Below are 24,125 nucleotides of genomic sequence, written 5' to 3'. Positions count from 1 at the left end.
ATCAAGCTGACTCAGTGTTGGCTAGTGCCTGTTGCCGTGTCAGTGGATGCGCATTATAGGGAGATTATGAAACCGTGCAAGGGCTTTTTTAAACTTTTATGACAAATGGGGTTTAAGCGTTTATTAATTAACCACTACGGTTTAATTATCTTCAATTTTGCAGTTTAAAGGCCTAGTTTGCCTCTTTCTATTACGAAATAGAAAACGGTTTTTATAATCTAGTTCCCTTTCTATAAGGCTATCTTTACGCTTTTATGGTCAAGTATATTGATTTAGCTATTGGTTTTATCAGTCAATTAGCCTATTTTATTTTGATTAAAGGATTTTAGGCTCCACCATCTAGGAATGTTTATGCTTAGTTTACGTTTGCTGTATTTAGTTTCGTTTGTTTGTTTTTCGCAGTCAGCTTTAGCAACTGTTATTTATACTTGGGTAGATAAAGACGGTGTTTCTCATTATAGCCAGCAACCACCAGCAGATGTTGACTCTAAAAAAGTATACAGCGAGGACATTGAGCCCGCTCAAGTCGGTTATGTGCCCGTAAAATCTGTCGGTTCTTCTTCACAGTCTAGTACTAGTGAAATGGATTTAGATCAAAAAGCTGCATTAATCAAAGAGCGAGATGCTGAACAGGCGGCTTCAATTTGTGAAAGTGCCAAACACAGCTTAAATGTATTAAACACATATCAACACTTACATCGCAAAGATGCTGATACAGGTGAAGAGATAGTCATAACTGAAGAAGAACGCTTGGCTCAAATTGAAAAGAACGAAGAACGTAAGCAACTTTTTTGTCAATAATATATCAAGTTTATTAGCTGCAATAATAAAAGGAGCCAATGGCTCCTTTTTAATTAACTATTCATGACACCTATTCAAGGTATATATCATCTCTACCTGCTGCACTAGTTCAGTTTACGTGAGCAGGTTATTCTGCTTTACCAACTGTATACATCGATTTAAACGTACCACTATTACATGTCTCAGTTCCTGACTTCCAACCATTATCAAATGCATCGATGCCATCAAGTGTTTTATCCTTCATTGACTCGAGTGTCTCATTCGATTTCTTTTGTGCTAATGCGCTGGTGCAACCTGTGTTGTAGCCAAAGTGGTATAAGCTATTATATTCAACATTACCGACTTCGATAATTTCACCTTCTTGTTTTTCTGGTGAGCTAGAACATCCGGTTGCAGCTATTGAGAGTAAAGCAAAGCCTAATACGACTGATTTATTCATGTTATATCCTTCTACTTGAAATCAGGTTGCTATTCATAAGGGAACATATTGAAGTTAGTAGATCAATTCACTTGTCGCAAGCTTATGGGTTCAATGGCTACTGTAAAGTTATAATCCAATAAAAAAGGAATGGTATTTACCATTCCTTTTATTACTGTCGCTGACTATTTATTGGGTAAACGTCAGTAGTCCATCGTTGACATCAATCATAATCGGTTTACCTGGGAGTAGTTCACCTTTTAATAAGTGTTGTGCTAATGGGTTTTCAATTTCTTGTTGCAGTGCTCGTTTAAGCGGTCTTGCACCATACGTTGGATCAAAGCCAGCTTCGGCAATTAACGCCAATGCATTTTTAGAGATTTCCATGGTGAAATCCTTTTCAGCCAAGCGTTGTTTCAAGTTCTGCAACTGTATCTCTGCAATATGCGCTATATGCTCTGCAGCTAACGGATGGAATACCACGGTCTCATCAATACGGTTTAAAAACTCTGGTCTAAAGCTCTGCGTCACCACATTCATTACGGCCGATTTCATCTGCATATAGTCTTGAGAGGCTGAACCTTCCTGAATAATGTCAGAACCCAAATTAGACGTCATGATGATAACGGTATTTCTAAAATCAACAGTACGGCCTTGGCCATCCGTTAAGCGACCATCATCTAGCACTTGCAGCAAAATGTTGAATACATCAGGGTGCGCTTTTTCTACTTCATCTAACAAGATGACTGAGTAGGGTTTACGGCGAACAGCCTCAGTTAAGTATCCACCTTCTTCGTACCCCACGTAGCCAGGAGGTGCGCCGACTAATCTTGAGACAGTATGCTTTTCCATAAACTCTGACATATCGATGCGAACCATTGCTGATTCGGTATCAAATAAGAAGTTAGCTAATGATTTACACAGTTCAGTTTTACCCACACCGGTTGGCCCTAAGAATAGGAATGAACCAATAGGGCGATTCGGATCGGCAAGTCCAGCTCGGCTACGTCTTATTGCATTTGATACCGCTTCTACAGCTTCATTTTGACCTATCACTCGCTGATGTAGTGCATCTTCCATTTGCAGTAACTTATCACGCTCACCTTCTAGCATCTTAGAAACAGGTATTCCTGTTGCCTTTGAAAGTACTTCGGCGATTTCTATATCTGTGACCTTGTTACGCAATAACGTCATATCTTGCATTTCTGCTTGCGAAGCCAAATCGAGCTGCTTTTCTAACTCAGGAATACGGCCGTATTGTAATTCTGACATGCGAGTTAAATCTCCCGCACGTTTTGCGACTTCCATATCCATTCTTGATTGTTCGAGATCAGCTTTAATATGCTGAGTTCCGGCCAATGCCGCTTTCTCGGTATGCCAAATTTCATTCAGTTCGCTGGCTTTTTCTTCAACTTGCTTCAACTCAACTTGTAAATGCGTTAATCGTTTACGACTTGCTTCATCTTCTTCTTTGGCAAGTGCTTGCTCTTCAAGCTTAAGCTGGATAGCACGGCGATCTAATCTGTCTAACGCTTCAGGTTTTGAATCTATTTGCATTCTGATACTTGATGCCGCTTCATCGATCAAGTCGATAGCTTTATCTGGTAGCTTTCTATCAGAGATATAACGATGCGACATACTTGCGGCGGCAACAATGGCAGGATCGGTTATCTCTACATGGTGATGTAATTCATAACGCTCTTTTAATCCACGTAAAATTGCAATGGTATCTTCAACGTTAGGCTCTTCCACCAGCACTTTTTGAAAACGACGTTCAAGTGCTGCATCTTTTTCAATATATTGGCGGTACTCATCTAACGTTGTTGCGCCAACACAATGTAAATCACCACGAGCAAGTGCAGGTTTTAACATGTTACCTGCATCCATTGCTCCTTCGCCTTTACCTGCACCAACCATGGTATGCAGTTCATCGATGAACAGAATGACTTGGCCTTCTTCTTGAGCTAACTCATTTAATACCGCTTTTAATCGCTCTTCAAACTCACCACGATATTTAGCACCAGCAATTAACGCGCCCATATCTAATGACAGTACACGCTTATTCTTAATGCCTTCAGGAACCTCACCATTAACAATTCGTTGAGCTAAACCTTCAACAATGGCGGTTTTACCGACGCCTGGCTCACCAATGAGCACGGGGTTATTTTTACTACGACGCTGTAACACTTGAATTGTGCGACGAATTTCTTCATCACGACCAATCACGGGATCGAGTTTGCCTTGCTCGGCACGCTCAGTAAGATCCACTGTATATTTATTTAAGGCTTGGCGTTGATCTTCCGCATTAGGATCATCAACTTTTTGTCCACCACGAATTTGTTCAATGGTGGTTTCCAATAACTCTTTACTGGCACCTGCATCTTTCAAGCACTTGGTTAACGCATCACTTCCTTCAAGCGCTGCCATCACAAATAGTTCAGATGAGATATATTTGTCTTTACGTTTTTGAGCTAGCTTGTCACAAAGGTTAAGTAAACGAATTAGGCCCTGAGATAACTGAACATCTCCCCCAGTACCTTCAACTTGTGGCAATTTTTCTAACTCTTGGCTCAAAGAAGAACGCAGCGCACTAACATTTATACCCGCTTGCGTTAGTAAAGGGTGAATTGAGCCAGAATCTTGGTTTAATAACGCCATCATCAAATGAGTAGGTTCAATGAACTGATGATCACGCCCTAATGCTAATGATTGCGCATCTGAAATAGCGATTTGAAATTTGTTGGTCATACGATCAAGTCTCATACGTCCTCCTAATCAATTTAATAAAAACGAAAGATTTGATAATTAAAATATGGGGATGTTTATGAAATTTTCAATCGTGGGAATAAAATTCTGCAGATTAGTGTTAGATTAATTGATTAAGATCAAATCGATAAAACAGATTAAGATTTTAACCAAATAAAAGAAGCCATTCGTCCTGTTTGTTGATCTCGGCGGTAGGAGAAATAATCAGGGTTAGTAAAAGTACACACATTTGCACTATAAATGTGTTTAATTCCTTGTTTAGATAAACGCATGGTTGCAAGCCCACATAAATCGGCTAAGTATTTCACGCCATGTGGTTTAAACCATTGCTTAGCTTCAATATCTTGTTCAACAAATTGTTGCTTTACCTCTGCACCCACTTCAAAAGCATTTGGACCAATTGCTGGTCCCAAATAAGCAATTATGTCACAGGCTTCTGCATTAAAGCGCTTTATTGCAGACTCGATAACCCCATCACACAATCCACGCCAACCTGCATGCACAGCAGCAATTTCAGTTCCTGCTTTATTACATAGCAACACAGGCAAACAGTCGGCGGTCATGACGGCTAATGCCACTTTGGCATGATCAACATAGCTTCCGTCAGCTTTAGGAGGAATAGACTGAGGTGAAATATTGGCAGGACTTACTGTTGAGTAATCGATAATAGTAGTGCCATGAACTTGATCTAACCAAGTGACTGGCACATTAATCGCTAAGGTTTGCTGAATTAAAGCTCTATTAGCCAATACATCTTGAGGGGCATCGCCTACATGTAAGCCTAAATTTAAGCTATCAAAAGGCGATTGACTTACACCGCCATGACGGTCTGTCATGGCGATGCCGATATTGTCAGGTATTGGCCAATTTACGTGATACACGCTATCCCCTTCGCAGCGAATACTTATAAATACTCGATTGGGTTTTCTTCAGTATCTTGACGTAACGCTCTGGTCAGCATTTGCATATCTTCAGGGATAGGCGCTTGCCATGACATGATTTCATGGGTAAATGGATGAGCAAGCTCCAAACGTACTGCATGTAGCGCCTGACGTTCAAAGTTTTTCAAAATATCAAAAAACTCTGGGCTAGCTTTTTTAGGCGGACGTGGGCGACCACCGTATACAGGATCGCCAACCAACACGTGGCCTATGTATGACATGTGAACACGAATTTGGTGAGTACGCCCCGTTTCTAAGCGCAATCTTAAACGCGTATGAGCACGGAATTTTTCAGCAACACGATAATGAGTAACAGAAGGACGACCGCCCATGACAACTGCCATTTGTGTACGGCGCGTTTCATGACGATCAATCGGTTCGTCTACTGTTCCGCCAGCGGTCATCATCCCAATCACAATCGCTTCGTATTCACGTACAATATCGCGCGCCTGAAGTGCTGCAACTAAATGGGTTTGTGCTTCAACCGTTTTAGCAACCACCATTAAACCAGTGGTGTCTTTATCTAAACGATGCACAATACCAGCACGAGGAACATGTTCAATCTCAGGACAATGATGTAATAGCGCATTTAACAATGTGCCATCAGCATTACCAGCTCCAGGGTGAACAACCAAGCCAGCTTGCTTATTTACCACTAAAATATGATCGTCTTCGTAGACAATATTTAGGTCAATTTTTTGTGCTTTGTCTTTTACTTCTTCTTCGAGCGTTGCTTCTACCGCAATTAACTGCGATTCTAGTACTTTCTCACGAGGCTTATCGACAACAACGCCATCGACTGAAACTGCACCAGATAGGATCCATTCTTTGATGCGTGTACGGGAATAATCAGGGAACAATTCAGCCAAAGCTTGGTCTAATCTTAAACCGGTTTGGATTGCTGTGATCTCGCTTTTTAGGTTAATCTCTTGTGTCATAGGAACCGTACCCCTTTTTTGGGGTCCAAAGTGAATGTGCTATCTGTTACAATCGGATTGTTTTCTATTTTACAGTGAAATGGAAAAATTCTTAACAACAACTTATAAAAGAATTGAATTTACATATGTATAAATTAGCCAAAGGCGCCGCCCTAGTATTGTTTTCATTAGCTTTAACAGCATGTAGTACCTCTAAAGGTTTTGAAGATGAAGACCTCAGTGGCAAGTCTCCAGAGGGACTTTATGCTCAATCTAGAACCTCAATGGAGCTAGGAAACTACTCTAAAGCAGTTAGAACACTTGAAGCATTAGACTCTCGTTACCCATTTGGCCCACATAAAACTCAAGTTCAATTGGACATGATTTTTGCTTATTACAAAATGGACGACGTCGCATCAGGTATTGCAAATATCGATCGTTTTATTCGTTTAAACCCAACGCATCCAGATATTGATTATGTCTATTATATGCGTGGTTTAACTAATATGCAGGCAGATAATTACCTATTTCACGATATGATGAATATCGATCGTACTGATCGTGACCCTAAAAATGCACAAGACGCCTTTAAAGATTTTGATCGTTTAATCAAAAGCTATCCAAACAGTAAGTATACGGCTGATGCTCAGCAACGTATGCAATACCTTAAAAACCGTTTAGCACAATACTCGATTAAAGTGGCTGAGTATTATATCAAAATGGAAGCATGGAGTGCAGCAGCTGTTCGTGCACAATCTGTGATGGAGCAGTTCCCTGGCACACCAGCAACCGAGCAAGCTTTAGAAATTATGGCGCAAGCTTATGGTGAATTAGGCCAAGAGCAACTTCAACAGAATACATTAACGGTTATCGCTGCTAACTATCCAGATAGTGACTTACTCAAATAACAGTCAAGAATCATATTGCTGATTCTACGTTAATATAAAAAGCCTGCGATATATCGCAGGCTTTTTTGTTTTGAAGATTACACATGATGATAAACAAAACCGCCATAAAGGTATTTAGTGGCTTCGGCACCGAGTACCGCCACCTTGTCACCTGCTTTTAATCGTCCTGAATGAATCAACCTAGATAAACTGACCCAAATAGCGGCTGAACCTAAATTACCAAGATGCTTGGCGTCATTGATCACTCGCTCTGGTGAAATGCCTAATGCTTTTGCCATTAGCACATCAATATGTCCATTGGCTTGATGAGGCAAAATATATGTAAAATCATCTAGCTGATAGCCTCGGCTTTGCAGTGCTTGCCAACCTAGCTCAAACAACTGACTACCTTGCTCTCGTACAGCTTGGGTGTTGTGATGGAATCGAGCCATTTGTTTTGTCCCGACATCATTAGCCCCGCCATCAAGATAAAACCCTGGTGGTTTTTGATGTCCAATTTGACCTAAATAAATATCAGATATTTTGGCAGCCTGTTCATCTTGAGGCCCTAGCACTACTGCAGCTGCACCATCCCCCATTTGTACATAATTAACCAATTGTTCGGTATCGATAAAGTCGTTATCCATATCAAAATAAACCGAGCCCGTTTCTACCCCTACTATTGAAACGGGTTGCTGATTAACAGCGCAAAAGGCCGACGCAATTTGTAATCCGTTGGCAAATCCCGTACAAGCCTGTCTAAGTTCTAAATAGGGACCATGAAATGCCATTGCATCTGCAAGCCATGCCGCATTAGGGGGGACTTGTGTATGAGGTGTGCATGTGTGGCTGAGTAAATAATCTAACGCTTCAATATCAAGGTTTGCATTCACTAAAGTTTGAGTCAGTACTTGCTGACTAAGCTCAATACTCGAAGGAGATGTTGAACTGGTTGGGGTCGATAGATCTCTGACTAAATGGCGCCCCTCAATACCCAAACGCTTCGCAATGGTTTTAGCTTTTCGCGCTGTAAGTCTACCGCACTTTTGAGACAAGGCATTTAGTAGCGCTTCATTATTGATATTTGCATTAGGTAATTGATGAGAAATGCCTAATAGTGATAAGTCATGTTGCGCAAATTTTACTGCCATTTTTCCTCCAGTTTATGTTGGATAGCATCTAAGCAAATCCCCATATTTTCAAATGAGTGATGTTGGCTGGTGAGTAATTGAAAAAGCTCATGTGTGATTAAGGATTGTTGCTGATAAAAGTCGTCATTTGTCGCCCCTAATTCAATAGCATGATGACGGCTAATGTATACATGCTTGGCTTCGTCTTTTTTAATCAAGCCACATAACACACTAAAAGGGTGCTCTCCTCCAAGTTTGCTGGTTTCGAATGCTTGCATAATTTGGGTGACACATGTATCTAAGATAGCAATACGAACAAAGTGTTGACTGTAATCATTTACTCGACCTAAACCGCTATAAAACCTTTTTGCCAACCGTTGAACTTGGCGGGTATCTTCTATGTATGGAAGCTTATCCGATACTGTTTGCAAGGCTATATCATGACGACACTCGTCAGACTCGACTTCCATCAGTGAAGTCACTATCTTGCCATTCCTTTGTGATATTTCTGTTGATAACGTTTTATCTAAGTCTTGAACATGTAATCTAATAATTTCTTGATTAAAGACCAACTGAGCCGACTGTTCACCACACAGTAATAGGGGTAATAAACGTGCCATTGATTCCGTTTGGTTATCAGAAAATAAAAGTGGGGTTTGAGCCTGAAGATTTATCCAATCTTGAAGCCTAAGTGCATTATTACCTTGAGTAACCTTTGGCAAAGCTTGCTTGCCAAAACAACGTTTAATCTTAATTGTCATTAATGCTTTGTCTCCGCAGTTGATAAATAACAGGCAATACGAAAACATCAAAGAGCCATGCCAATAGAATCACCATACAAGACAACAAACTTAGCTGTGCAATAGGCGCAAAATCTGACGCTAATCCAATGCCAAAACCCAGTACTAAAGTTAAACTGGTAAAACAAATCACCGGAATAACGCCCGCATAATGCATCCAAAAAAATTGCAGATAAGTTGCACGACTTTCGATATCAGATGTTTGTGGCTCAGGTAACTTCAACAGCAAATGCAAAGTATCATCAACAATAATCCCAAGCATGATGCCTAATACGACCGCACTGCCAATACTGATATACCCACCAACCAGTTGCCAAATAGCGAACACCCAAAGCAAGGGCAAAAAGTTAACCATTAACCCCACCAAAGCAAAGTATGGGCTTTTTTTCAAAAAGCCTAACACTAGGCTTAGGGCCACTAACGCAATACCAAATGACCACAACATACTGTTTGCGTTATGAATGGATAAATGAGCGAACAATAAACTACTGCCTAATGCTGGGCTTACTGATAAAGCGGTTTGATTTGCAGCAAGCCATGCAGTTGTTTTGGCTTCGAACGCTAACATTTGCTGCGCAGTGAGAGAGGTTAAATAAACGGTGATTAAACTCGATTGATATTGTGATGAGATTTCTGCTTCAAGCCCGATATCGCTGACGCTATGTTGTGTCATGATCCGTTTAAGTTGACTTTGCGATAATCCGGCACTTTTTACCCAATCACCAATATGGGTGACATGGTTAACTTCTGGCTGTTGTTGCAAAAAGCGAGCAAATTGGAATAAAAAGCCCAGATATTGCTTGTCATACATAGGGACAGAACCAGTCCCCACCTCAAAATACAATGGATTTATGCCAAAAAAATCTTGCTGCATAGTGAGTTTAGATTGAGTAAAGGGGTTATCGTCAGGAAAGTAATTAAGCGGATCATCATTAAGCTCAAGTTTACTGGCGCTTAATAAGGCCAATACTGAAACGAGTCCTACCACCATGAGAATTGACTTTGGCAATAACGCCGCTCGTTTTGCTAGCGTCACCACTGGATTAACAAAGACATGTAACTTGCCATCAGAATAGTTCTGATTAGCCTTGCTCACGATAGTCACCAATAAACTGTGACAAAGTAGATAATGGCAAGCCACGGCAATGGCCACTAATATCCCAAAAACTTGTATCGGTGGTGAAGGACTAAAAGCGAGTAAGCCAAAACCCAATATGGTCGTCAGTGTTGCGTACAGTAGGGGTTGTTTATTATGTGAGAAGCTAAAAATTAGCGGATTATTGTCACCCGCTTTTATTCCAGCTTGCCAGCCTAGGTATAAATGCGCGGAGTAAGCCAGTGATAAGGTTATAATTATCACTGGTATAAATGCACTTATCGCTGCAATAGTAAGGTTAAACCAACCTGCGACTCCAAGTACTATAGCTAAGGTCACTGCACAGTTAAGTGCGATAGCAAAAAGCCATAATCTAGCTTGAATAAAAAATAATGCCATTAGACCGATAATGACAAATAGGCTGGGTGCAAACCAACTTAGGTCATGGCGTAACACCTTGGCATATTGCCAATTGAGCGCCTGTTCACCTGACAACAAAACCTTCACAGCACTTTGAGCTTCACTAAATTTAGGCACAAGGCTCGCTGCCGCAGCCTTTGCTGACCAAAATGACTCAGAGATACCTAGCAAACGATCAATACTTTCCAAGCGCCACAATGCCTCTGTTGAATATTGCTGCATATCGTTTTGACTAAACTCAATACTCAGGATAATAGCTTTACCATTGTCAGATAACACCAAAGGTAAGCGAGGATGTTGTTTATAACTTAAAAGCAGGCTACCGCTTATTGATTGATTTTGACTTGAAGATTGCGAGTGAGTTAATGATTGATTGATTGATTGAGTGAGTGCTTGCTTCTGCCCCGTAACCACAGAAGACTCGTTTACAAGTGGCAGACGTTCAATAAATGCAGCATAACCCCCTATCGCGCTGATATGCTGATCAGATTGTAAATATTCAATAAAATCAAGTAATCGAGTTTGCTGCTCAGGTTGTCGCCAGTCTTTCTCATTTTCCAATAACAGCAGTAAACCATCTTCACGGACAAATGTTTGCTGAAGTTGATTTAGTCCAACAAACCCTGCGTCATCATGGGCAAAATAGTCGTTAAAATTAACATCAAGATCAATCTTCGTTGCCCCAATGATACTGAGCAGCACCAATAGCAATACGGTAGCCCACACCCCAAAAGGGTGTTTTTGCGAGCCAGCGATTAATGACAATTGCCAATTCAAATGACTATTTCCTCATACTGCTTTTAAGTTTTCTATTCAGTTATCTTAATAGACCTTATAACCTTGTTTTATTGTTCAGCAAGTTACAAAAAAGTTAACAGTTAATGCGATAAACTGATATTTCCAAACATGCTAGCAGTAGTATTCAGCACCAATCCCTTAACGCTAGTCAGCATAAAGCCTTGATACTCTCCCCAATGAACCCGTACGTAGCGTTTTCCGGATAGACTTATTCATAGATGCTTTATTAACAAATAGCTTATGATTTAGGCCTTTTGTGGAAATCTTGCTCAAACAAGCTAAAAAAAACAGTTATCAATAAAAAAAAGTTGACTCCAGACCGCAAAAAACGTTTAATTGCGTCCGTCGCCCGAATAGCTCAGTCGGTAGAGCAGAGGATTGAAAATCCTCGTGTCCCTGGTTCGATTCCGGGTTCGGGCACCATATTTAGATTTGGTGGCGAAAGCGACCAAAAAACAAAAAAGCCTCGCAATGCGAGGCTTTTTTGTATCTGTTATTAATTGCAGTAAAACTGATAACTACCCTCGCCGGCTTTAGTCATAATAACCGTAGGCAACCATTAAGCTGCCTACAGTTTGATGATGAGTGAGTTAATCATCTACTCACCTAACACTTTAGGTGCGTGAAACAAGCTCGTCTTTGTTGAGATTCTCTGTTAGCGAATTACCTGTTAGAAACGTCTTGTTAGAGTGCTTCTTAATAACTGGTTGTTAGCTATGCAGGTTCAATATAATCAACCAACATCTGCACAGTTTGGTTTCCCCTAAACTCATTTACATCCAGTTTGTACGCAAGTCTAGCGTGCTTAATTGTGGCGTCAGGCCAAGTTTGTAAATCAACATTGAATGCAATAGCATCCATCATCACTGAGCCGCAGTCGGTTTCTAACACCAATTTCAAATGTTTCTCCCCCACGATACGTTGTTGAATCACGCTGAAATAACCATCAAATAATGGCTCTTCAAAAGACTGTCCCCAAGGACCAGATTCACGCAGTAAGAAAGCCGTTTCTAGGTTCATCAACGCTATCGGCAACTCACCATCAGATAAGATCTCACCCGTTAACTGTTCAGGCTTTAACAATTCACGTACGGCTTTATCGTATGCTGACTGAAATAATTCAAATGCATCTGCACGAAGTGATAATCCCGCCGCCATCGCATGACCACCAAATTTGATAATCATCCCAGGGTGGCGGCTATTAATAAGCTCTAACAGGTCTCGCATATGCAAGCCTTTTATTGAACGCGCAGAGCCTTTAATTTCACCCTCGCCAGCATCAGCAAATGCAATCACAGGGCGATGATATTTATCTTTGATTCTTGAAGCTAAAATGCCAATCACACCTTGATGCCAGTCATCCTGAAACAAAGCAAGTCCCCAAGGTAAATCTGATTCATCAAGGCTTAATGTTTGCAGACTTTTTAACGCTTCTTGTTGCATTCCCGCTTCAAGCTCGCGACGCTCACCATTTAAGCCATCAAGCTCATCAGCCATTCTCCTTGCTAACATCATGTCTTCACATAACAATGTCTCAACACCCAACGCCATCTCATCTAAACGACCGGCAGCGTTTAATCTTGGCCCGACAGCAAATCCAAAATCTGATGCAACAATACGTTGTGGGCTTCTTTTTGCGACTTCCAGTAATGCTGTAATGCCAACACGACAACGCCCCGTCTTAACTCGTTGTAAACCCGCTTGCACCAAAATACGATTGTTACTGTCAAGCGACACCACATCAGCAACCGTGCCCAAAGCAACAATATCAAGTAAGGAACCAAGGTTAGGCTCAGCAATGTGTTGCTGCTGATACCAGTCTCTTTGGCGCAGCTCTTTTCTAAGCACTGACATCAAATAAAACGCAACGCCAACCCCAGCAATAGACTTACTGGCAAATTCACAACCGTTTTGGTTAGGATTAACTATCGCATCTGCATCGGGGAGGGTTTGTCCAGGTAAATGGTGATCAGTTACAACCACCTGCATACCTAATTGTTTAGCGGCTGCAACACCTTCAATAGATGAGATGCCGTTATCGACCGTAATCAATAACTGCGCCCCTTTAGACTGAGCAACGGCAACAATTTCAGGGCTTAATCCATAACCATAATCAAAGCGATTTGGAATAAGGTAGTCAACATGCTTGGCTCCCATCATTCTTAATGCAATCAAACACACACTGGTCGACGTTGCGCCATCAGCATCAAAATCTCCCACTATCAAAATCGACTTATCAGCAGCTATCGCATCAGCAATAATCTTCGCCGCGATGTCAATGCCGAGCATGGTTTCAGGTCTAAGTAACTTCGACAAACTCAGTTCGCAGCCAGCTAAATCGACTCCACGTCGAGCATATAACTGTTTTAGTAATGGATGCATAGATTGCGGTAAATGACTGTCATCTACCTGAGTTCGGCGAACAATTTTGTGGGCCACAAACACACCTTATTTTAGTGGAGTAATCGACACGTTAAGATAACAAAAAAGGCGAGCCAATGGCTCACCTTTTTCGGTTAAAACGATTATTCTAAACCTGTCGGTATTAGAGATTAGTTTTAATGGTATTTAATAATGCTGACGGTGGTTGGTAACCCGGCACTAACACCCCGTTTTCTAAAACGATTGCAGGTGTTCCATTGATACCAAATGCTTGACCGAGGCGGTATTGCTCCTCGATGTTTGCATCACAGCTTGCAGCTTTTACATTGCCACCCGTTTTAGCATCAGTCATAGCTTGTAGCGGATCTTTAGCACACCATACCGCTTCCATTTCTTGGGCATTTGCTGATGGAATACCTGCACGAGGGTAAGCTAAATAACGAACAGTAATGCCCAAATCGTTATAACCGTCCATTTCTTGGTGTAACTTACGACAGTAACCACAATCCACATCAGTAAAGATGGTTACGACATGTTTTTCATTTTTCGCTTTGTACACCAACATGTCGTCTTCAAATGGCTTGAGCATATCAACACGAGGGCCCGCTAATGCAGCCTCAGTTAAGTTTTGCATACCATTCTTTAAATCATACATATTGCCATGTAGTAACTTAGTACCATCTGGAGAAACGTACAAAATGCCACGGTCAGTCAAGGCTTGATACAATCCGTCAATCGGTGATGATTGAATTTTCAATACATTAACGCCAAGCACATCAGAAACCTGCTGTTTCAGCTCTGCTTCATTGGGAATATCTGAGGCTGAAGCGGCATGTAATAGTGGCGCAACAGCAAGGGTCATAGCAAAAGAGAATGCTTTTGTTAACTTCATTAAAAAATCCTATTTGATAAAACTGATGAGTCAGCTAATTACATAGACCAGAGTTTGACGGCAAAAGTTACAGAGAATGTCATATTAAAGCAACTATATCCCGCTCATTGCTGGCGATATGTATCAATTTTTATGTAACAAGAGACATCATGCACAACGCATTAGCCCCTTGGATGATGCTCACTATGTAACTGCTGTAGTCGAGCCTTGGCAACGTGGGTGTATATTTGCGTGGTAGATAAGTCGCTGTGTCCTAATAACAACTGAACTACCCGTAAGTCAGCGCCATGATTGAGTAAATGGGTAGCAAATGCATGCCTTAGGGTATGCGGAGATAAATGACTATTGATGCCAGCTCGCACTGCATAATGTTTAATACGATGCCAAAAAGTCTGTCTTGTCATCATTTGTCCACGTTTGGAAGGAAACAAAACATCGCTTTGTTTATTGTTCAGTAATGTAGGGCGTGCAGCTAACAAATACTGCTCTATTTCGGAAATGGCTAATTCACCAAGCGGCACTAAACGTTCTTTACCGCCCTTACCGACAATGCGCACTAAACCTTGTCTAAGGCTAATTTGCTCTAAGGTTAAGCTGACCAGTTCAGTAACCCGAAGGCCTGTGGCATACAATAACTCCAGCATGGCTTTATCACGGCACTCTATTGGGTCGTCAATATCGGGCTCTGCGAGTAAAGCATCTATTTGGGTTTCGCTTAATGCATCAGGTAATTTACGCGCTAACTTAGGTGACTCAATTAAGCTAGTTGGGTCGATATCAATTAGTTGTTTTACTATCAAATAACCATAAAATCGCCGTAAACTGCTCAGCAATCTTGCCGTTGAGGTTTTAGCAAAATTTTCTGCCACTCGATAAGCTAAATAATCTCGAATCACTAACTGATCAACATTAATGAGTTGATGTTGCTGACTCAACACATATCGCTCAAAATGACGTAAGTCAGTTCGATAAGAGCCTAACGTGTTATCACTTAACCCTTTAGCCGACCAAAGGTCATCTAAAAATGCATCAATAAGGGGATCTGCTTGGTAATTATCAGTCACAAAAATTCCTAAAAAAACGGCGCCACTTCACCTGAAGTAACGCCGCTCTAGTGTAACTAAAATTAGTTTACAAAGACAAAACTAAGCTCATAGGGATAATCTAATCATCACCATAAAGATTTGTCTGTCATCTTTATTAGCTTGTTGCTGCAGTTGCGTTTTTCGCTGGGACAAATAAACACGCAACCATGGCAATACCAACTGGCAGTAACCAAGCCATACCTTCGCTATGCAGTGGCATAAAGCTTAAAAAGTCAGTGTTCATTCCTGCCGCTTTTAAACCATCGAAAATACCAAAGAATAGTGCAACGGATAACACAAGACGATGCGAAAATTCTGGGCGAGCAAAACGTTCAGTTAAAAAGGTGATTGCCACTAATGCAATTGCCACAGGGTAGATGGTCATCAACACAGGAATACTGATGTTAATTAGCTGAGTGAGTCCCACGTTCGCAACGGTTGCACATACAACACTGAAAAAGATAACGAAAGCTTTGTAAGACACTTTAGGCATGAGTTCGTTAAAGTATTCAGAACACGCTGTAATTAGACCAACTGCAGTGGTTAAACAAGCGATACTGACTACCGCTGCTAATAATACTGTACCCATAGTGCCAAACTCATGGGTCACATAATTTGTCAGAATTTGGCCACCGTTTTCAGCGCCTTTAGCAATATCACCCGCTGTAGCACCTAAATAAAATAGTGAAATATACACAAACGCTAACCCTGATGCTGCAATGATAGCTGCACGCACAAGATAGCGAGTCTGGGCTTTAGATTCTGTGACACCTTTTTTACGTAAAATATCAATAATCAACATACCAAAGATCACTGAGGCAAGTGTATCCATGGTGTTGTAACCTTCTAAAATGCCTTTAGAAAGTGGGCTGTCAATATAGTCACCAGTAGCAGCACCGATCGCAGCGCTTGGCGTAGCAATCACAGAAACGGCTAAACCAACAAGTAAAAAGATTAAGATTGGGGTTAACACTTTACCGACACTATCGAGTAATTTACCAGGGTAAAGTGATAGCACCATTGCGATGACAAAAAAGGCTACAGTATAGAGCAACTGCGCTTTGTTCAGTGTCAATGCACCTAGCTGGATCATCGCATCGGCATTATCTAAAAATGGGCGAGCACCAATTTCAAATGCAACTAAACCTGTGCGAGGAGCGGCAAACGCAGGGCCAATGATAATGTAAATTGAGACAGCAAGTGCTGTAGCAGCAAAAGCAGGTAGCATCGCCATGACTTTACCATTCGCTTTAGCGACAGCGATAAGACCTGCTAGAGGTAAACCTACAGCAGTGACCAGAAACCCAATCATCGCTAGCGTCATATTCTCGCCAGCTAACATGCCTGCAAAAGGTGGAAAAATTAAGTTACCTGCACCTAAGAAAAATGCGAATGTCATAAAGCCTAAGCCTAATGTATCGCCAATACTCATATTATTGTTTTGCACTAAACGCCCCATCTTGTTGTTTTGTTTTTTAACAAACTTAAGTGATTCACTGCTAATTAGCTACTGCTAATCAAAAACGACCTGTAAGAATGTAAACTTATAAATACACTTCATCTCATTAAAAACTACTCACAAATGGTTATAAAAAAGCCATTTTTCAATTTTTCGAATACCCATTTGTGAGTCGTATTTCATTTTTTGCCATTTAAACGCATTAAACACGACTAAACGGGTAGGAACTAATAGCAAAACATCTATCGATAAACAAGCGCAAACCCAGCAGAATAGCAAATTAGCTGTTATCAGAAACGAAGCGTAAAGCCCACAAAACATTCCCGCTACAGAGCAACCACATCAAACTAAAAGCACAACAAAAAAGCAACACCAATAAAATTGGGAAAAAACCGTAAAACCGTTACCATAAGCCGTCAGCCATATAAGCGAAGTATTCATGCCTTTTACATTTAAACAGTTTCATATTGATGATAGTCATTGTGGTATGCCCGTTAGCACAGATGGGGTCATATTAGGCGCTTGGGCTGCATTGCCTGATTCGCAAAAAATACCTGCTGCACAACTATTAGATATTGGTGCTGGGAGTGGCTTGCTCAGCTTAATGCTCGCTCAGCGCATGAATAACCAAGATTGTAAAATCAGCGCGGTAGAGTTAGAAGATGGCGCTGCTGTCGATTGCCAGCAAAACTTTAGTCAAAGCCCTTGGTCAGAGCAGCTTTCGTTACATCACATGAGTATCCAGCAATTTTTGCTTGAACATCAGCAAAAGCGCTGCGCTCTGTTCGATACAATTATTTGTAATCCGCCTTACTTTGAACATGGGCCTCAATCAGACTCAAGTCAGCGTGCTACAGCAAGGCACACAAACCTGCTCAGTTTTAAAACCTTGCTCAGCCATATTCAACAATTAATGACGCCATCTGGACAAGCGAGCTTGATTATTCCTCAGCAAAGCGAGGCTGGGTTTATGCAAGCGTTAGATGACACGCAACTGTCGCTGTCAAAGCGAACGGGTATTCGCACCGTTGAAAACAAAAGTCCTAGCCGAATTTTATTGCAACTTAGCCATCAAGCTAGTTTCCATCGCTTAATTCACTCTGATTTGATTATTGCGGATAAACAAGGTCAGTACACTCCAGAGATGAGCCAGCTGTGTCGCGACTTTTATCTGAAACTTTAACGAGAGTTTCATCATATAAAAGTCATTTAAAACCGATTCCTTGCTCGCTGAGATCCAGAACTTAGGTTATAATGTCCGGCTATCAATCAGTGAGACCCAAAGCGCATGCTATTTGAAGATTTTGATCTAGACCCACGCCTATTAGACTCTCTAAAGGCTATGGGACATTTAAGCCCTACTACCGTTCAACAACAAACATTGCCAATGGCGATGGAACAACGGGATATTTTAGCTAAAGCGCCTACAGGTACAGGTAAAACGGCAAGCTTTTTATTGCCGGCATTACAACACTTGATTGACTTCCCTCGCCGCTTTAACGGTCAAGCTAGAATTTTAATTCTGACGCCTACTCGTGAGCTGGCCAGCCAAATTCATCGTTATGCGTCTCATTTAGCGACCGATCTTGATTTAGATATCGGTATTATTACCGGCGGCGTACCTTACGGTCCTCAAGAAGAGCAACTTGAAGAGAATATCGATCTATTAATTGCGACGCCTGGTCGCTTGATGGAATATTTAGATAAAGGTCAATTCGAAGCGACAGAAGTTGAAATGCTCATCATTGATGAAGCAGACCGTATGCTTGATATGGGCTTTTCATCAGTGGTTGAAACCATTGCTATTGAAGCGCAGGGCCGCAAGCAAAACATGCTGTTCTCCGCCACGCTTGAAGGCAGTGGTGTTGCTCGTTTTGCACATGTTTTACTTGAAGATCCTGTAACCATTGATGTTGATTCACCCCGCAGTGAAAAAGCGAAAATTCATCAATGGATACATTTAGCGGATAACAACGCCCACAAGTTTGCCTTGTTGTGTAATTTGCTCCAACAAGAGTCTGTTAAGCGCACCATCGTATTTGTTAAAACCCGTGAAGTTGTTGCTAGCTTAGAAGGCTTGCTATTAAAAGCAGGTATCCCTTGCGCTTTCTTACGTGGTGATATGGAACAAAAGAAACGTTTCCAAGCGTTAAGTAAGTTCAGTAAAGGTGACGTGAATATTCTTCTTGCGACTGACGTTGCTGCACGGGGAATCGATATTGACGGTATCACTCATGTAATTAACTTCGATATGCCTCGCTCTGCTGATGCTTACGTACACCGAATTGGTCGTACAGCACGAGCAGGCGCAAAAGGTACAGCTATTTCGTTAGTTGAAGCCCACGACATGCGTATTGTGAGTAAAATTGAACGTTATATCGAACAACCGTTAAAACGTCGCTTTATTGATGGCTTAAGACCTACCCATAAAGAGGCCAAAGTACCAGGCAAGAAAAAAGACAAAAATAAGTCTGCAGCGAAGAAATCTAAAAAGCCTAAAAAGAAGAAAAAATAAATTTTTAATTAACGAAGCCTTAATGCTAAAGCCCTGAATATTTTCTATATTCAGGGCTTTTTTATGGCAAAAAATCCATTTGATAGCGCATTAAACTAGCCTCAAAGTGAAATAAACTTTATGAAACATTTAATTTACATCTAACACTTTTTCTCTACTGGTAACTCTGTTAATTTAGAGCCTATAGCACTCTAATAACTCACAAAAATCTCTTTTTAAAATGACTGTTCGAGATTGAGTTATATAAAGTCACCATTTTCGATAGATAAGTATGGATACGCCCATCAATGAAAAGACTGTTAAGAATTCTTTCTCCATTCATCATTTTATTTGTTTTTATTGGCCTCGCCTTTGTTTTATTCAGTACTCGTCAGGCTCCTGAGCAAAAAGAAGATCAACAAAAAATCCCTGTCGTCGATGTGCTCACTGTTGAACAAAAGACCGTGTCTCTCAACTTGCCTTCCTATGGTGTTGTTAGCCCCAAATATAAAACCCAACTCGTCACTGAAGTACAAGGTCGATTAATCAGCCTTGATCCCAGTTTTGTTGCTGGCGGCATTGTTAGACAAGGTCAAGCTTTAGCACAAATAGAACCTTCAGATTATCAAGCAGACTTTATTCAAGCTGAAGCCACATTGGCACAAGCTAACGCTGCGCTAAATGAAGAAATCGCTCGTGGTGAAGTAGCAAAAATTGAATTTAAAGATTTTGATAACGGTTTACCGCCTGAGTTAGGTTTGCGTATCCCGCAATTGAAAAAAGAACAAGCAAATGTCAAATATGCTAAAGCCGCATTAGCTCGAGCTCAGCGCAATTTAGAAAGAACCGTTATTCGCGCACCATTTGATGGCATTATCAAAGCGCGTAACGTTGATTTAGGCCAATATGTTTCTCTAGGTACTAATTTAGGCGAGCTCTACGATATCAGTATCGCAGAAGTGCGTTTGCCGCTAACCAATAATGATTTAGCTTACTTAGAGTCGGTTGATAACCCTGACACGTTAGTGACGTTAAGCGCGTCACTTGCGGGTAAATCTTTTGAATGGCAAGGTAATATTGTCAGAAGCGAAAACGTGATTGACGAGCAAAATCGAATGGTTTATCTCGTCGCAGAAGTGAAAGATCCATACCTGCGAAATAACCAATCTTCCGATGAACTCCCACTCAAATACGGCAGTTTCGTCACCGCAATTATCAAAGGCAGAACAGTAGACGGCATTGTTAAACTGCCGCGTTATGTGGTTCGCCAAGATCAAGTTGCCATTGTCAAATCGGACAACACCATTGAGATTAGAAAAGTAAACATTGTACGAACTGATATCGAAAATGTGTTTATTAAAGATAGTCTGGCAACTGGTGAGCGTGTTTCGATTACTGACATTAGTAACCTAGTGTCTGGCCAAAAAGTAAAACTACTTGGTGAAAACTCAGATAGTGATGACCTTGCGCCACAAGATGCACCTGACAATATTGATGAAATATCATTAGCAGGTGAGCAAAATGGATAATAAAAAAGGAATTATTTCATGGTTTGCCCGCAACAGTGTTGCCGCCAACCTATTGATGTTTGCCTTACTTATTGGCGGTTTATTCAGCTCTTTTTTGATCAACAAAGAGGTCTTCCCTAGTTTTGAGCTTAATCTTCTCAATATCTCTGTAGCCTACCCTGGCGCAGCTCCTCAAGAAATTGAAGAAGGGATTAACATCAAGATTGAAGAGGCCATTCAAGATATTAGTGGTATCAAAAAAGTCACTTCAGTTGCCAGCGATAGCGTTGGAACGGTAACCATTGAAGTCGATGATGGCTACGAAGTGCAGCAAGTACTTGATGAAGCTAAGTTGCGTCTTGATGCAATTGCCACATTTCCAGATAACATTGAAAAACCTAACATTTATCAAATAAAGCCTGAAAACAACGTCATATGGGTGTCAGTTTATGGTGATATCAGTCTTCATGAAATGAAGGAAATGGCTAAAGTTATTCGAGATGACATCACAGGCTTACCTGCTGTTACACGTGCCCAAGTGACAGGGGTTCGTGATTACGAAATTGGCATTGAACTGTCAGAAAACAAATTACGAGAATATGGTTTAACTTTCTCTCAAGTTGCGCAGGCGGTTCAAAACTCATCGATTGATTTGCCTGGGGGCTCAATACGAGCGCAAGATGGTGACATCCTGTTGCGAACTAAAGGCCAAGCTTATACTGGCGAAGACTTTTCTCAGATTGTAGTGACCACACGACCTGACGGCAGCAGAATTATGCTTCCAGAGGTTGCTACGATTAAAGATGATTTTGAAGAGCGATTAGAATACACCCGCTTTAATGGTAAGCCCGCAGCCATTATTGAAATTACCAGTATTGACGATCAAAATGCTTTGGCTATTTCAGAGCAAGTCAAAGCCTATATTGCCGAGCGTAAAGAAACCTTACCCGCTAACATCAAATTAGATACATGGGGAGATTTAACCCATTACCTTGAAGGCCGCTTAAACATGATGCTATCAAACATGTTTTATGGTGCCTTATTGGTATTTCTCATTTTAGCGTTATTTTTAGATCTTAAACTGGCGTTTTGGGTCATGCTCGGTTTACCCGTTTGTTTCTTAGGTACGATACTGCTCATGCCAATTGAGCCGTTTAATATGTCGATTAACATGCTCACCTTATTCGCCTTTATTTTGGTGCTGGGCATTGTGGTTGATGACGCCATTGTCATCGGCGAAAGTGCCTATACTGAAATCGAAAAGCATGGTCAGTCACTTGATAATGTCATTACTGGCGTGCAGCGCGTAGCAATGCCAGCAACCTTTGGCGTTTTAACCACCATTGCGGCATTTATTCCTATGATTATGGTGTCGGGTCCAATGGGAGTGATATGGAAGTCCATTGGCATGGTGGTTATTTTGGCTTTGGCTTTTTCTTTAGTGGAATCTAAATTGATTTTACCTGCGCATTTGGCTCACATGAAAGTCAAAAAGAAGCGCCCTCCCACCAATTTCCTGTCTAAATTTAAAGTCAGCCTTAACGAAAAGCTGCAGTACTTTATTCAACATAAATACCGTCACTTTTTAGGCCGCTGTATTGAGCAGCGTTATAACGTGGTAGCGGTATTTATTGGGGTACTTATTCTGTCCTTAGCTTTGCTTGCTAGTGGTAAAGTACGTTGGGTTTTCTTCCCCGATTTACCGTCAGATTTCATTCAAGTACAGCTTGAAATGGAAGAAGGCAGTTCTGAACTCAATACCCTTGATGTCGTGCAAAAAGTGGAAGAAGCCTTGTACGCCATGAATGATAAATATGCCCGAGAAACGGGTGAAGACGTGGTTAAACACAGTTTTATCAATATGAGTTCTCGAAGCTCAGCTTTTATCTTTGCTGAGTTATCTAAAGGGGAAGACCGAGAAATCGATGGCGTTACCATTGCAGAAGAGTGGCGCAAACAGCTGCCAGAGCTATTGTCTGTCAAAAAACTCAATATTGCTGCGAGCACGAACGAGTCAGGTGGCGACATTTCATTTAGATTAACCTCAAATGACTTAGCTCAGCTCTCTGAAGCCTCGAAAGAGCTCAAGCAAGAACTCGCAACATATGAAGGTGTCTATGATATTTCAGACAATTTCTCATCTGGTAGCCAAGAAATACGCTTGAATATTCGCCCTGAAGCAGAAGCTCAAGGACTGACGCTTTCTGATTTAGCTCGCCAAGTTCGTTATGGATTTTATGGCTATGAAGCCCAACGTATCTTGAGAAATAAAGAAGAAGTTAAAGTGATGGTGCGCTATCCATTAGAGCAACGTCGCACCATTGGCCATCTTGAAAACATGCTGATTCGTACCCCTCAAGGTGTCGCAGTGCCCTTCTCTACTGTTGCAGATATTGAATTAGGGCAATCTTTTGCTTCTATTACCCGTGTTGATGGTAAACGAGCCATCACCATCAGTGCTAATGTGAATAAAAACACTGTCGAGCCATCAAAAGTGGTGGGCGAGATCCAAGGGGAGTTTTTACCTGAGTTAACCGAGAAATATCGAGATGTGAATGCATCACTCGATGGTGGAAGCCAGGATGAGCAAGATGCTATGTTAGGTCTAGTACAAGGCTTCTTTTTTGCGATGTTTACCATTTATGCCCTAATGGCAATTCCGCTTAAATCATACACCCAACCCATGATCATTATGTCAGTGATCCCCTTTGGTATGATTGGCGCCTTATTCGGGCATTTCATTTTAGGCATCTCAATGAGTGTATTGAGTCTGTGCGGTATCGTGGCACTGGCAGGGGTTGTGGTCAATGACTCATTGATTTTAGTCGACTTTGTTAACCGTTCTCGTAAAGAAGGCTATTCATTACTTGAATCAGCAATAAACTCAGGGTGCTATCGATTTAGGGCCATCATTTTAACCTCTATGACGACCTTTGTCGGCTTAGTGCCTATTTTGCTTGAACGAAGCTTACAGGCACAAATTGTTATCCCAATGGCCGCATCACTAGCATTCGGGATTTTATTCTCGACCGTGGTCACGCTAATTTTAGTGCCCGTGCTTTACATTATTCTTGATGATGCGAAAAGTTTAGTTAGACGCATTTTCAATTGGTGGTGGCAACCTAAAAACGATGATGAGGTTTATCGTTAACCGACTATCTATTAGGGCCCCTTTAATGAGACTCGTTTCATAGATAATCTCTTAATGGATAATCTCTTAATGGATAATCTCTTAATGGATAGTCTCTTAATAGATAGTCTCGTAATAGATAGCCTCTGAACGAAAATAATTTAGCAATTCAACTGTTAACAACAAAAAGGAGCCTAGGCT

The 24,125-nt window shown here is 41.2% G+C and carries 17 protein-coding genes and 1 tRNA gene; 7 read left to right on the top strand and 11 right to left on the bottom strand.

Translation table 11 applies throughout. The annotated features are described in order from the left end of the window. The first annotated feature begins 351 nt into the window (after positions 1 to 351). Positions 352 to 801, top strand: a complete 450-nt coding sequence (locus AN944_RS13695; protein ID WP_055025186.1) for a DUF4124 domain-containing protein — start codon at positions 352 to 354, stop codon at positions 799 to 801. 127 nt (positions 802 to 928) lie between these two features. Here AN944_RS13695 and AN944_RS13690 read toward each other — a convergent pair whose 3' ends face one another. The 4 genes from AN944_RS13690 to rluD all read right to left on the bottom strand — a co-directional run bounded on the left by AN944_RS13690 (position 929) and on the right by rluD (position 5,864). After that, positions 929 to 1,240 carry a hypothetical protein gene (locus AN944_RS13690; protein WP_055025185.1) on the bottom strand — a complete coding sequence of 104 codons (312 nt, stop codon included), beginning with the start codon at positions 1,238 to 1,240 and terminating at the stop codon, positions 929 to 931. Positions 1,241 to 1,408: 168 nt separating this feature from the next. Beyond that, positions 1,409 to 3,982 (bottom strand): ATP-dependent chaperone ClpB, encoded by a 2,574-nt coding sequence (clpB, locus tag AN944_RS13685; RefSeq protein WP_055025184.1) that lies wholly within the window; start codon positions 3,980 to 3,982, stop codon positions 1,409 to 1,411. A gap of 140 nt (positions 3,983 to 4,122) precedes the next feature. Beyond that, positions 4,123 to 4,866: a peptidoglycan editing factor PgeF gene (pgeF, locus tag AN944_RS13680; protein ID WP_055025183.1), complete on the bottom strand. Its 744-nt coding sequence runs from the start codon at positions 4,864 to 4,866 to the stop codon at positions 4,123 to 4,125. A gap of 23 nt (positions 4,867 to 4,889) precedes the next feature. Further along, positions 4,890 to 5,864 (bottom strand): 23S rRNA pseudouridine(1911/1915/1917) synthase RluD, encoded by a 975-nt coding sequence (gene rluD, locus AN944_RS13675; RefSeq protein WP_055025182.1) that lies wholly within the window; start codon positions 5,862 to 5,864, stop codon positions 4,890 to 4,892. 125 nt (positions 5,865 to 5,989) lie between these two features. Between rluD and AN944_RS13670 the strand changes: the two genes are divergently transcribed. After that, complete coding sequence (locus tag AN944_RS13670) at positions 5,990 to 6,751, top strand: outer membrane protein assembly factor BamD (protein WP_055025181.1); 762 nt, start codon at positions 5,990 to 5,992, stop codon at positions 6,749 to 6,751. 77 nt (positions 6,752 to 6,828) lie between these two features. On the opposite strand, the gene AN944_RS13665 is transcribed toward AN944_RS13670, so the two are convergent. Genes AN944_RS13665 through AN944_RS13655 form a run of 3 tightly spaced genes read right to left on the bottom strand, consistent with a single transcriptional unit; the run spans position 6,829 to position 10,953 of the window. Further along, complete coding sequence (locus AN944_RS13665) at positions 6,829 to 7,881, bottom strand: 3-oxoacyl-ACP synthase III family protein (RefSeq protein ID WP_055025180.1); 1,053 nt, start codon at positions 7,879 to 7,881, stop codon at positions 6,829 to 6,831. Further along, complete coding sequence (locus AN944_RS13660; RefSeq protein ID WP_055025179.1) at positions 7,872 to 8,621, bottom strand: hypothetical protein; 750 nt, start codon at positions 8,619 to 8,621, stop codon at positions 7,872 to 7,874. Before AN944_RS13660 ends, AN944_RS13665 begins: the two co-directional genes overlap by 10 nt. Then, a complete protein-coding gene (locus AN944_RS13655) occupies positions 8,611 to 10,953 on the bottom strand; it encodes an RND family transporter (RefSeq protein ID WP_055025178.1) in 2,343 nt (780 codons plus the stop codon). Before AN944_RS13655 ends, AN944_RS13660 begins: the two co-directional genes overlap by 11 nt. A 368-nt stretch (positions 10,954 to 11,321) precedes the next feature. Here AN944_RS13655 and AN944_RS13650 point away from each other — a divergent pair. Beyond that, positions 11,322 to 11,397 (top strand) — tRNA-Phe (locus AN944_RS13650). A gap of 291 nt (positions 11,398 to 11,688) precedes the next feature. Here AN944_RS13650 and recJ read toward each other — a convergent pair. The 4 genes from recJ to brnQ form a co-directional block, all read right to left on the bottom strand. Further along, entirely contained in the window at positions 11,689 to 13,413 is a 1,725-nt protein-coding gene (gene recJ, locus AN944_RS13645; protein ID WP_055025177.1) for a single-stranded-DNA-specific exonuclease RecJ, read from the bottom strand. A 106-nt stretch (positions 13,414 to 13,519) separates the two neighbouring features. Then, entirely contained in the window at positions 13,520 to 14,248 is a 729-nt protein-coding gene (gene dsbC, locus AN944_RS13640) for a bifunctional protein-disulfide isomerase/oxidoreductase DsbC (protein WP_055025176.1), read from the bottom strand. A 161-nt stretch (positions 14,249 to 14,409) separates the two neighbouring features. Next, positions 14,410 to 15,312, bottom strand: coding sequence for a site-specific tyrosine recombinase XerD (gene xerD, locus AN944_RS13635; protein WP_055025175.1), 903 nt, complete (start codon positions 15,310 to 15,312; stop codon positions 14,410 to 14,412). A 136-nt stretch (positions 15,313 to 15,448) separates the two neighbouring features. Then, positions 15,449 to 16,792, bottom strand: a complete 1,344-nt coding sequence (gene brnQ, locus AN944_RS13630; RefSeq protein WP_055025174.1) for a branched-chain amino acid transport system II carrier protein — start codon at positions 16,790 to 16,792, stop codon at positions 15,449 to 15,451. A gap of 439 nt (positions 16,793 to 17,231) precedes the next feature. Here brnQ and AN944_RS13625 point away from each other — a divergent pair, with 439 nt between their 5' ends. The 4 genes from AN944_RS13625 (at position 17,232) to AN944_RS13610 (ending at position 23,945) form a co-directional block, all read left to right on the top strand. After that, positions 17,232 to 17,975, top strand: a complete 744-nt coding sequence (locus tag AN944_RS13625; RefSeq protein ID WP_055025173.1) for a tRNA1(Val) (adenine(37)-N6)-methyltransferase — start codon at positions 17,232 to 17,234, stop codon at positions 17,973 to 17,975. A gap of 105 nt (positions 17,976 to 18,080) precedes the next feature. Next, positions 18,081 to 19,307 (top strand): ATP-dependent RNA helicase SrmB, encoded by a 1,227-nt coding sequence (gene srmB, locus AN944_RS13620; protein ID WP_055025172.1) that lies wholly within the window; start codon positions 18,081 to 18,083, stop codon positions 19,305 to 19,307. Between the two features lie 287 nt (positions 19,308 to 19,594). Next, the gene (locus AN944_RS13615; RefSeq protein ID WP_055025171.1) at positions 19,595 to 20,815 is read left to right on the top strand and encodes an efflux RND transporter periplasmic adaptor subunit; all 1,221 of its coding nucleotides are present in this window, start codon (positions 19,595 to 19,597) and stop codon (positions 20,813 to 20,815) included. Next, complete coding sequence (locus AN944_RS13610; RefSeq protein ID WP_055025170.1) at positions 20,808 to 23,945, top strand: efflux RND transporter permease subunit; 3,138 nt, start codon at positions 20,808 to 20,810, stop codon at positions 23,943 to 23,945. The genes AN944_RS13615 and AN944_RS13610 overlap by 8 nt, the downstream gene beginning before the upstream one ends. Positions 23,946 to 24,125 lie beyond the last annotated feature (180 nt).

The sequence above is a fragment of the Shewanella sp. P1-14-1 genome, assembly GCF_001401775.1.
GTDB classification, from domain to species: Bacteria; Pseudomonadota; Gammaproteobacteria; order Enterobacterales; family Shewanellaceae; genus Shewanella; species Shewanella japonica.
The sequence above is the reverse complement of the archived record's forward strand: the minus strand, read 5'-3'. Positions and strand labels throughout refer to the sequence as shown.

Coding starts and splice junctions, on each gene's coding strand:
- AN944_RS13695 (WP_055025186.1), top strand. CDS start 352: ATGCTTAGTTTACGTTTGCTGTATTTAGTTTCGTTTGTTTGTTTTTCG.
- AN944_RS13690 (WP_055025185.1), bottom strand. CDS start 1,240: ATGAATAAATCAGTCGTATTAGGCTTTGCTTTACTCTCAATAGCTGCA.
- clpB (WP_055025184.1), bottom strand. CDS start 3,982: ATGAGACTTGATCGTATGACCAACAAATTTCAAATCGCTATTTCAGAT.
- rluD (WP_055025182.1), bottom strand. CDS start 5,864: ATGACACAAGAGATTAACCTAAAAAGCGAGATCACAGCAATCCAAACC.
- AN944_RS13670 (WP_055025181.1), top strand. CDS start 5,990: ATGTATAAATTAGCCAAAGGCGCCGCCCTAGTATTGTTTTCATTAGCT.
- AN944_RS13665 (WP_055025180.1), bottom strand. CDS start 7,881: ATGGCAGTAAAATTTGCGCAACATGACTTATCACTATTAGGCATTTCT.
- AN944_RS13660 (WP_055025179.1), bottom strand. CDS start 8,621: ATGACAATTAAGATTAAACGTTGTTTTGGCAAGCAAGCTTTGCCAAAG.
- dsbC (WP_055025176.1), bottom strand. CDS start 14,248: ATGAAGTTAACAAAAGCATTCTCTTTTGCTATGACCCTTGCTGTTGCG.
- brnQ (WP_055025174.1), bottom strand. CDS start 16,792: ATGGGGCGTTTAGTGCAAAACAATAATATGAGTATTGGCGATACATTA.
- AN944_RS13625 (WP_055025173.1), top strand. CDS start 17,232: ATGCCTTTTACATTTAAACAGTTTCATATTGATGATAGTCATTGTGGT.
- srmB (WP_055025172.1), top strand. CDS start 18,081: ATGCTATTTGAAGATTTTGATCTAGACCCACGCCTATTAGACTCTCTA.
- AN944_RS13615 (WP_055025171.1), top strand. CDS start 19,595: ATGAAAAGACTGTTAAGAATTCTTTCTCCATTCATCATTTTATTTGTT.
- AN944_RS13610 (WP_055025170.1), top strand. CDS start 20,808: ATGGATAATAAAAAAGGAATTATTTCATGGTTTGCCCGCAACAGTGTT.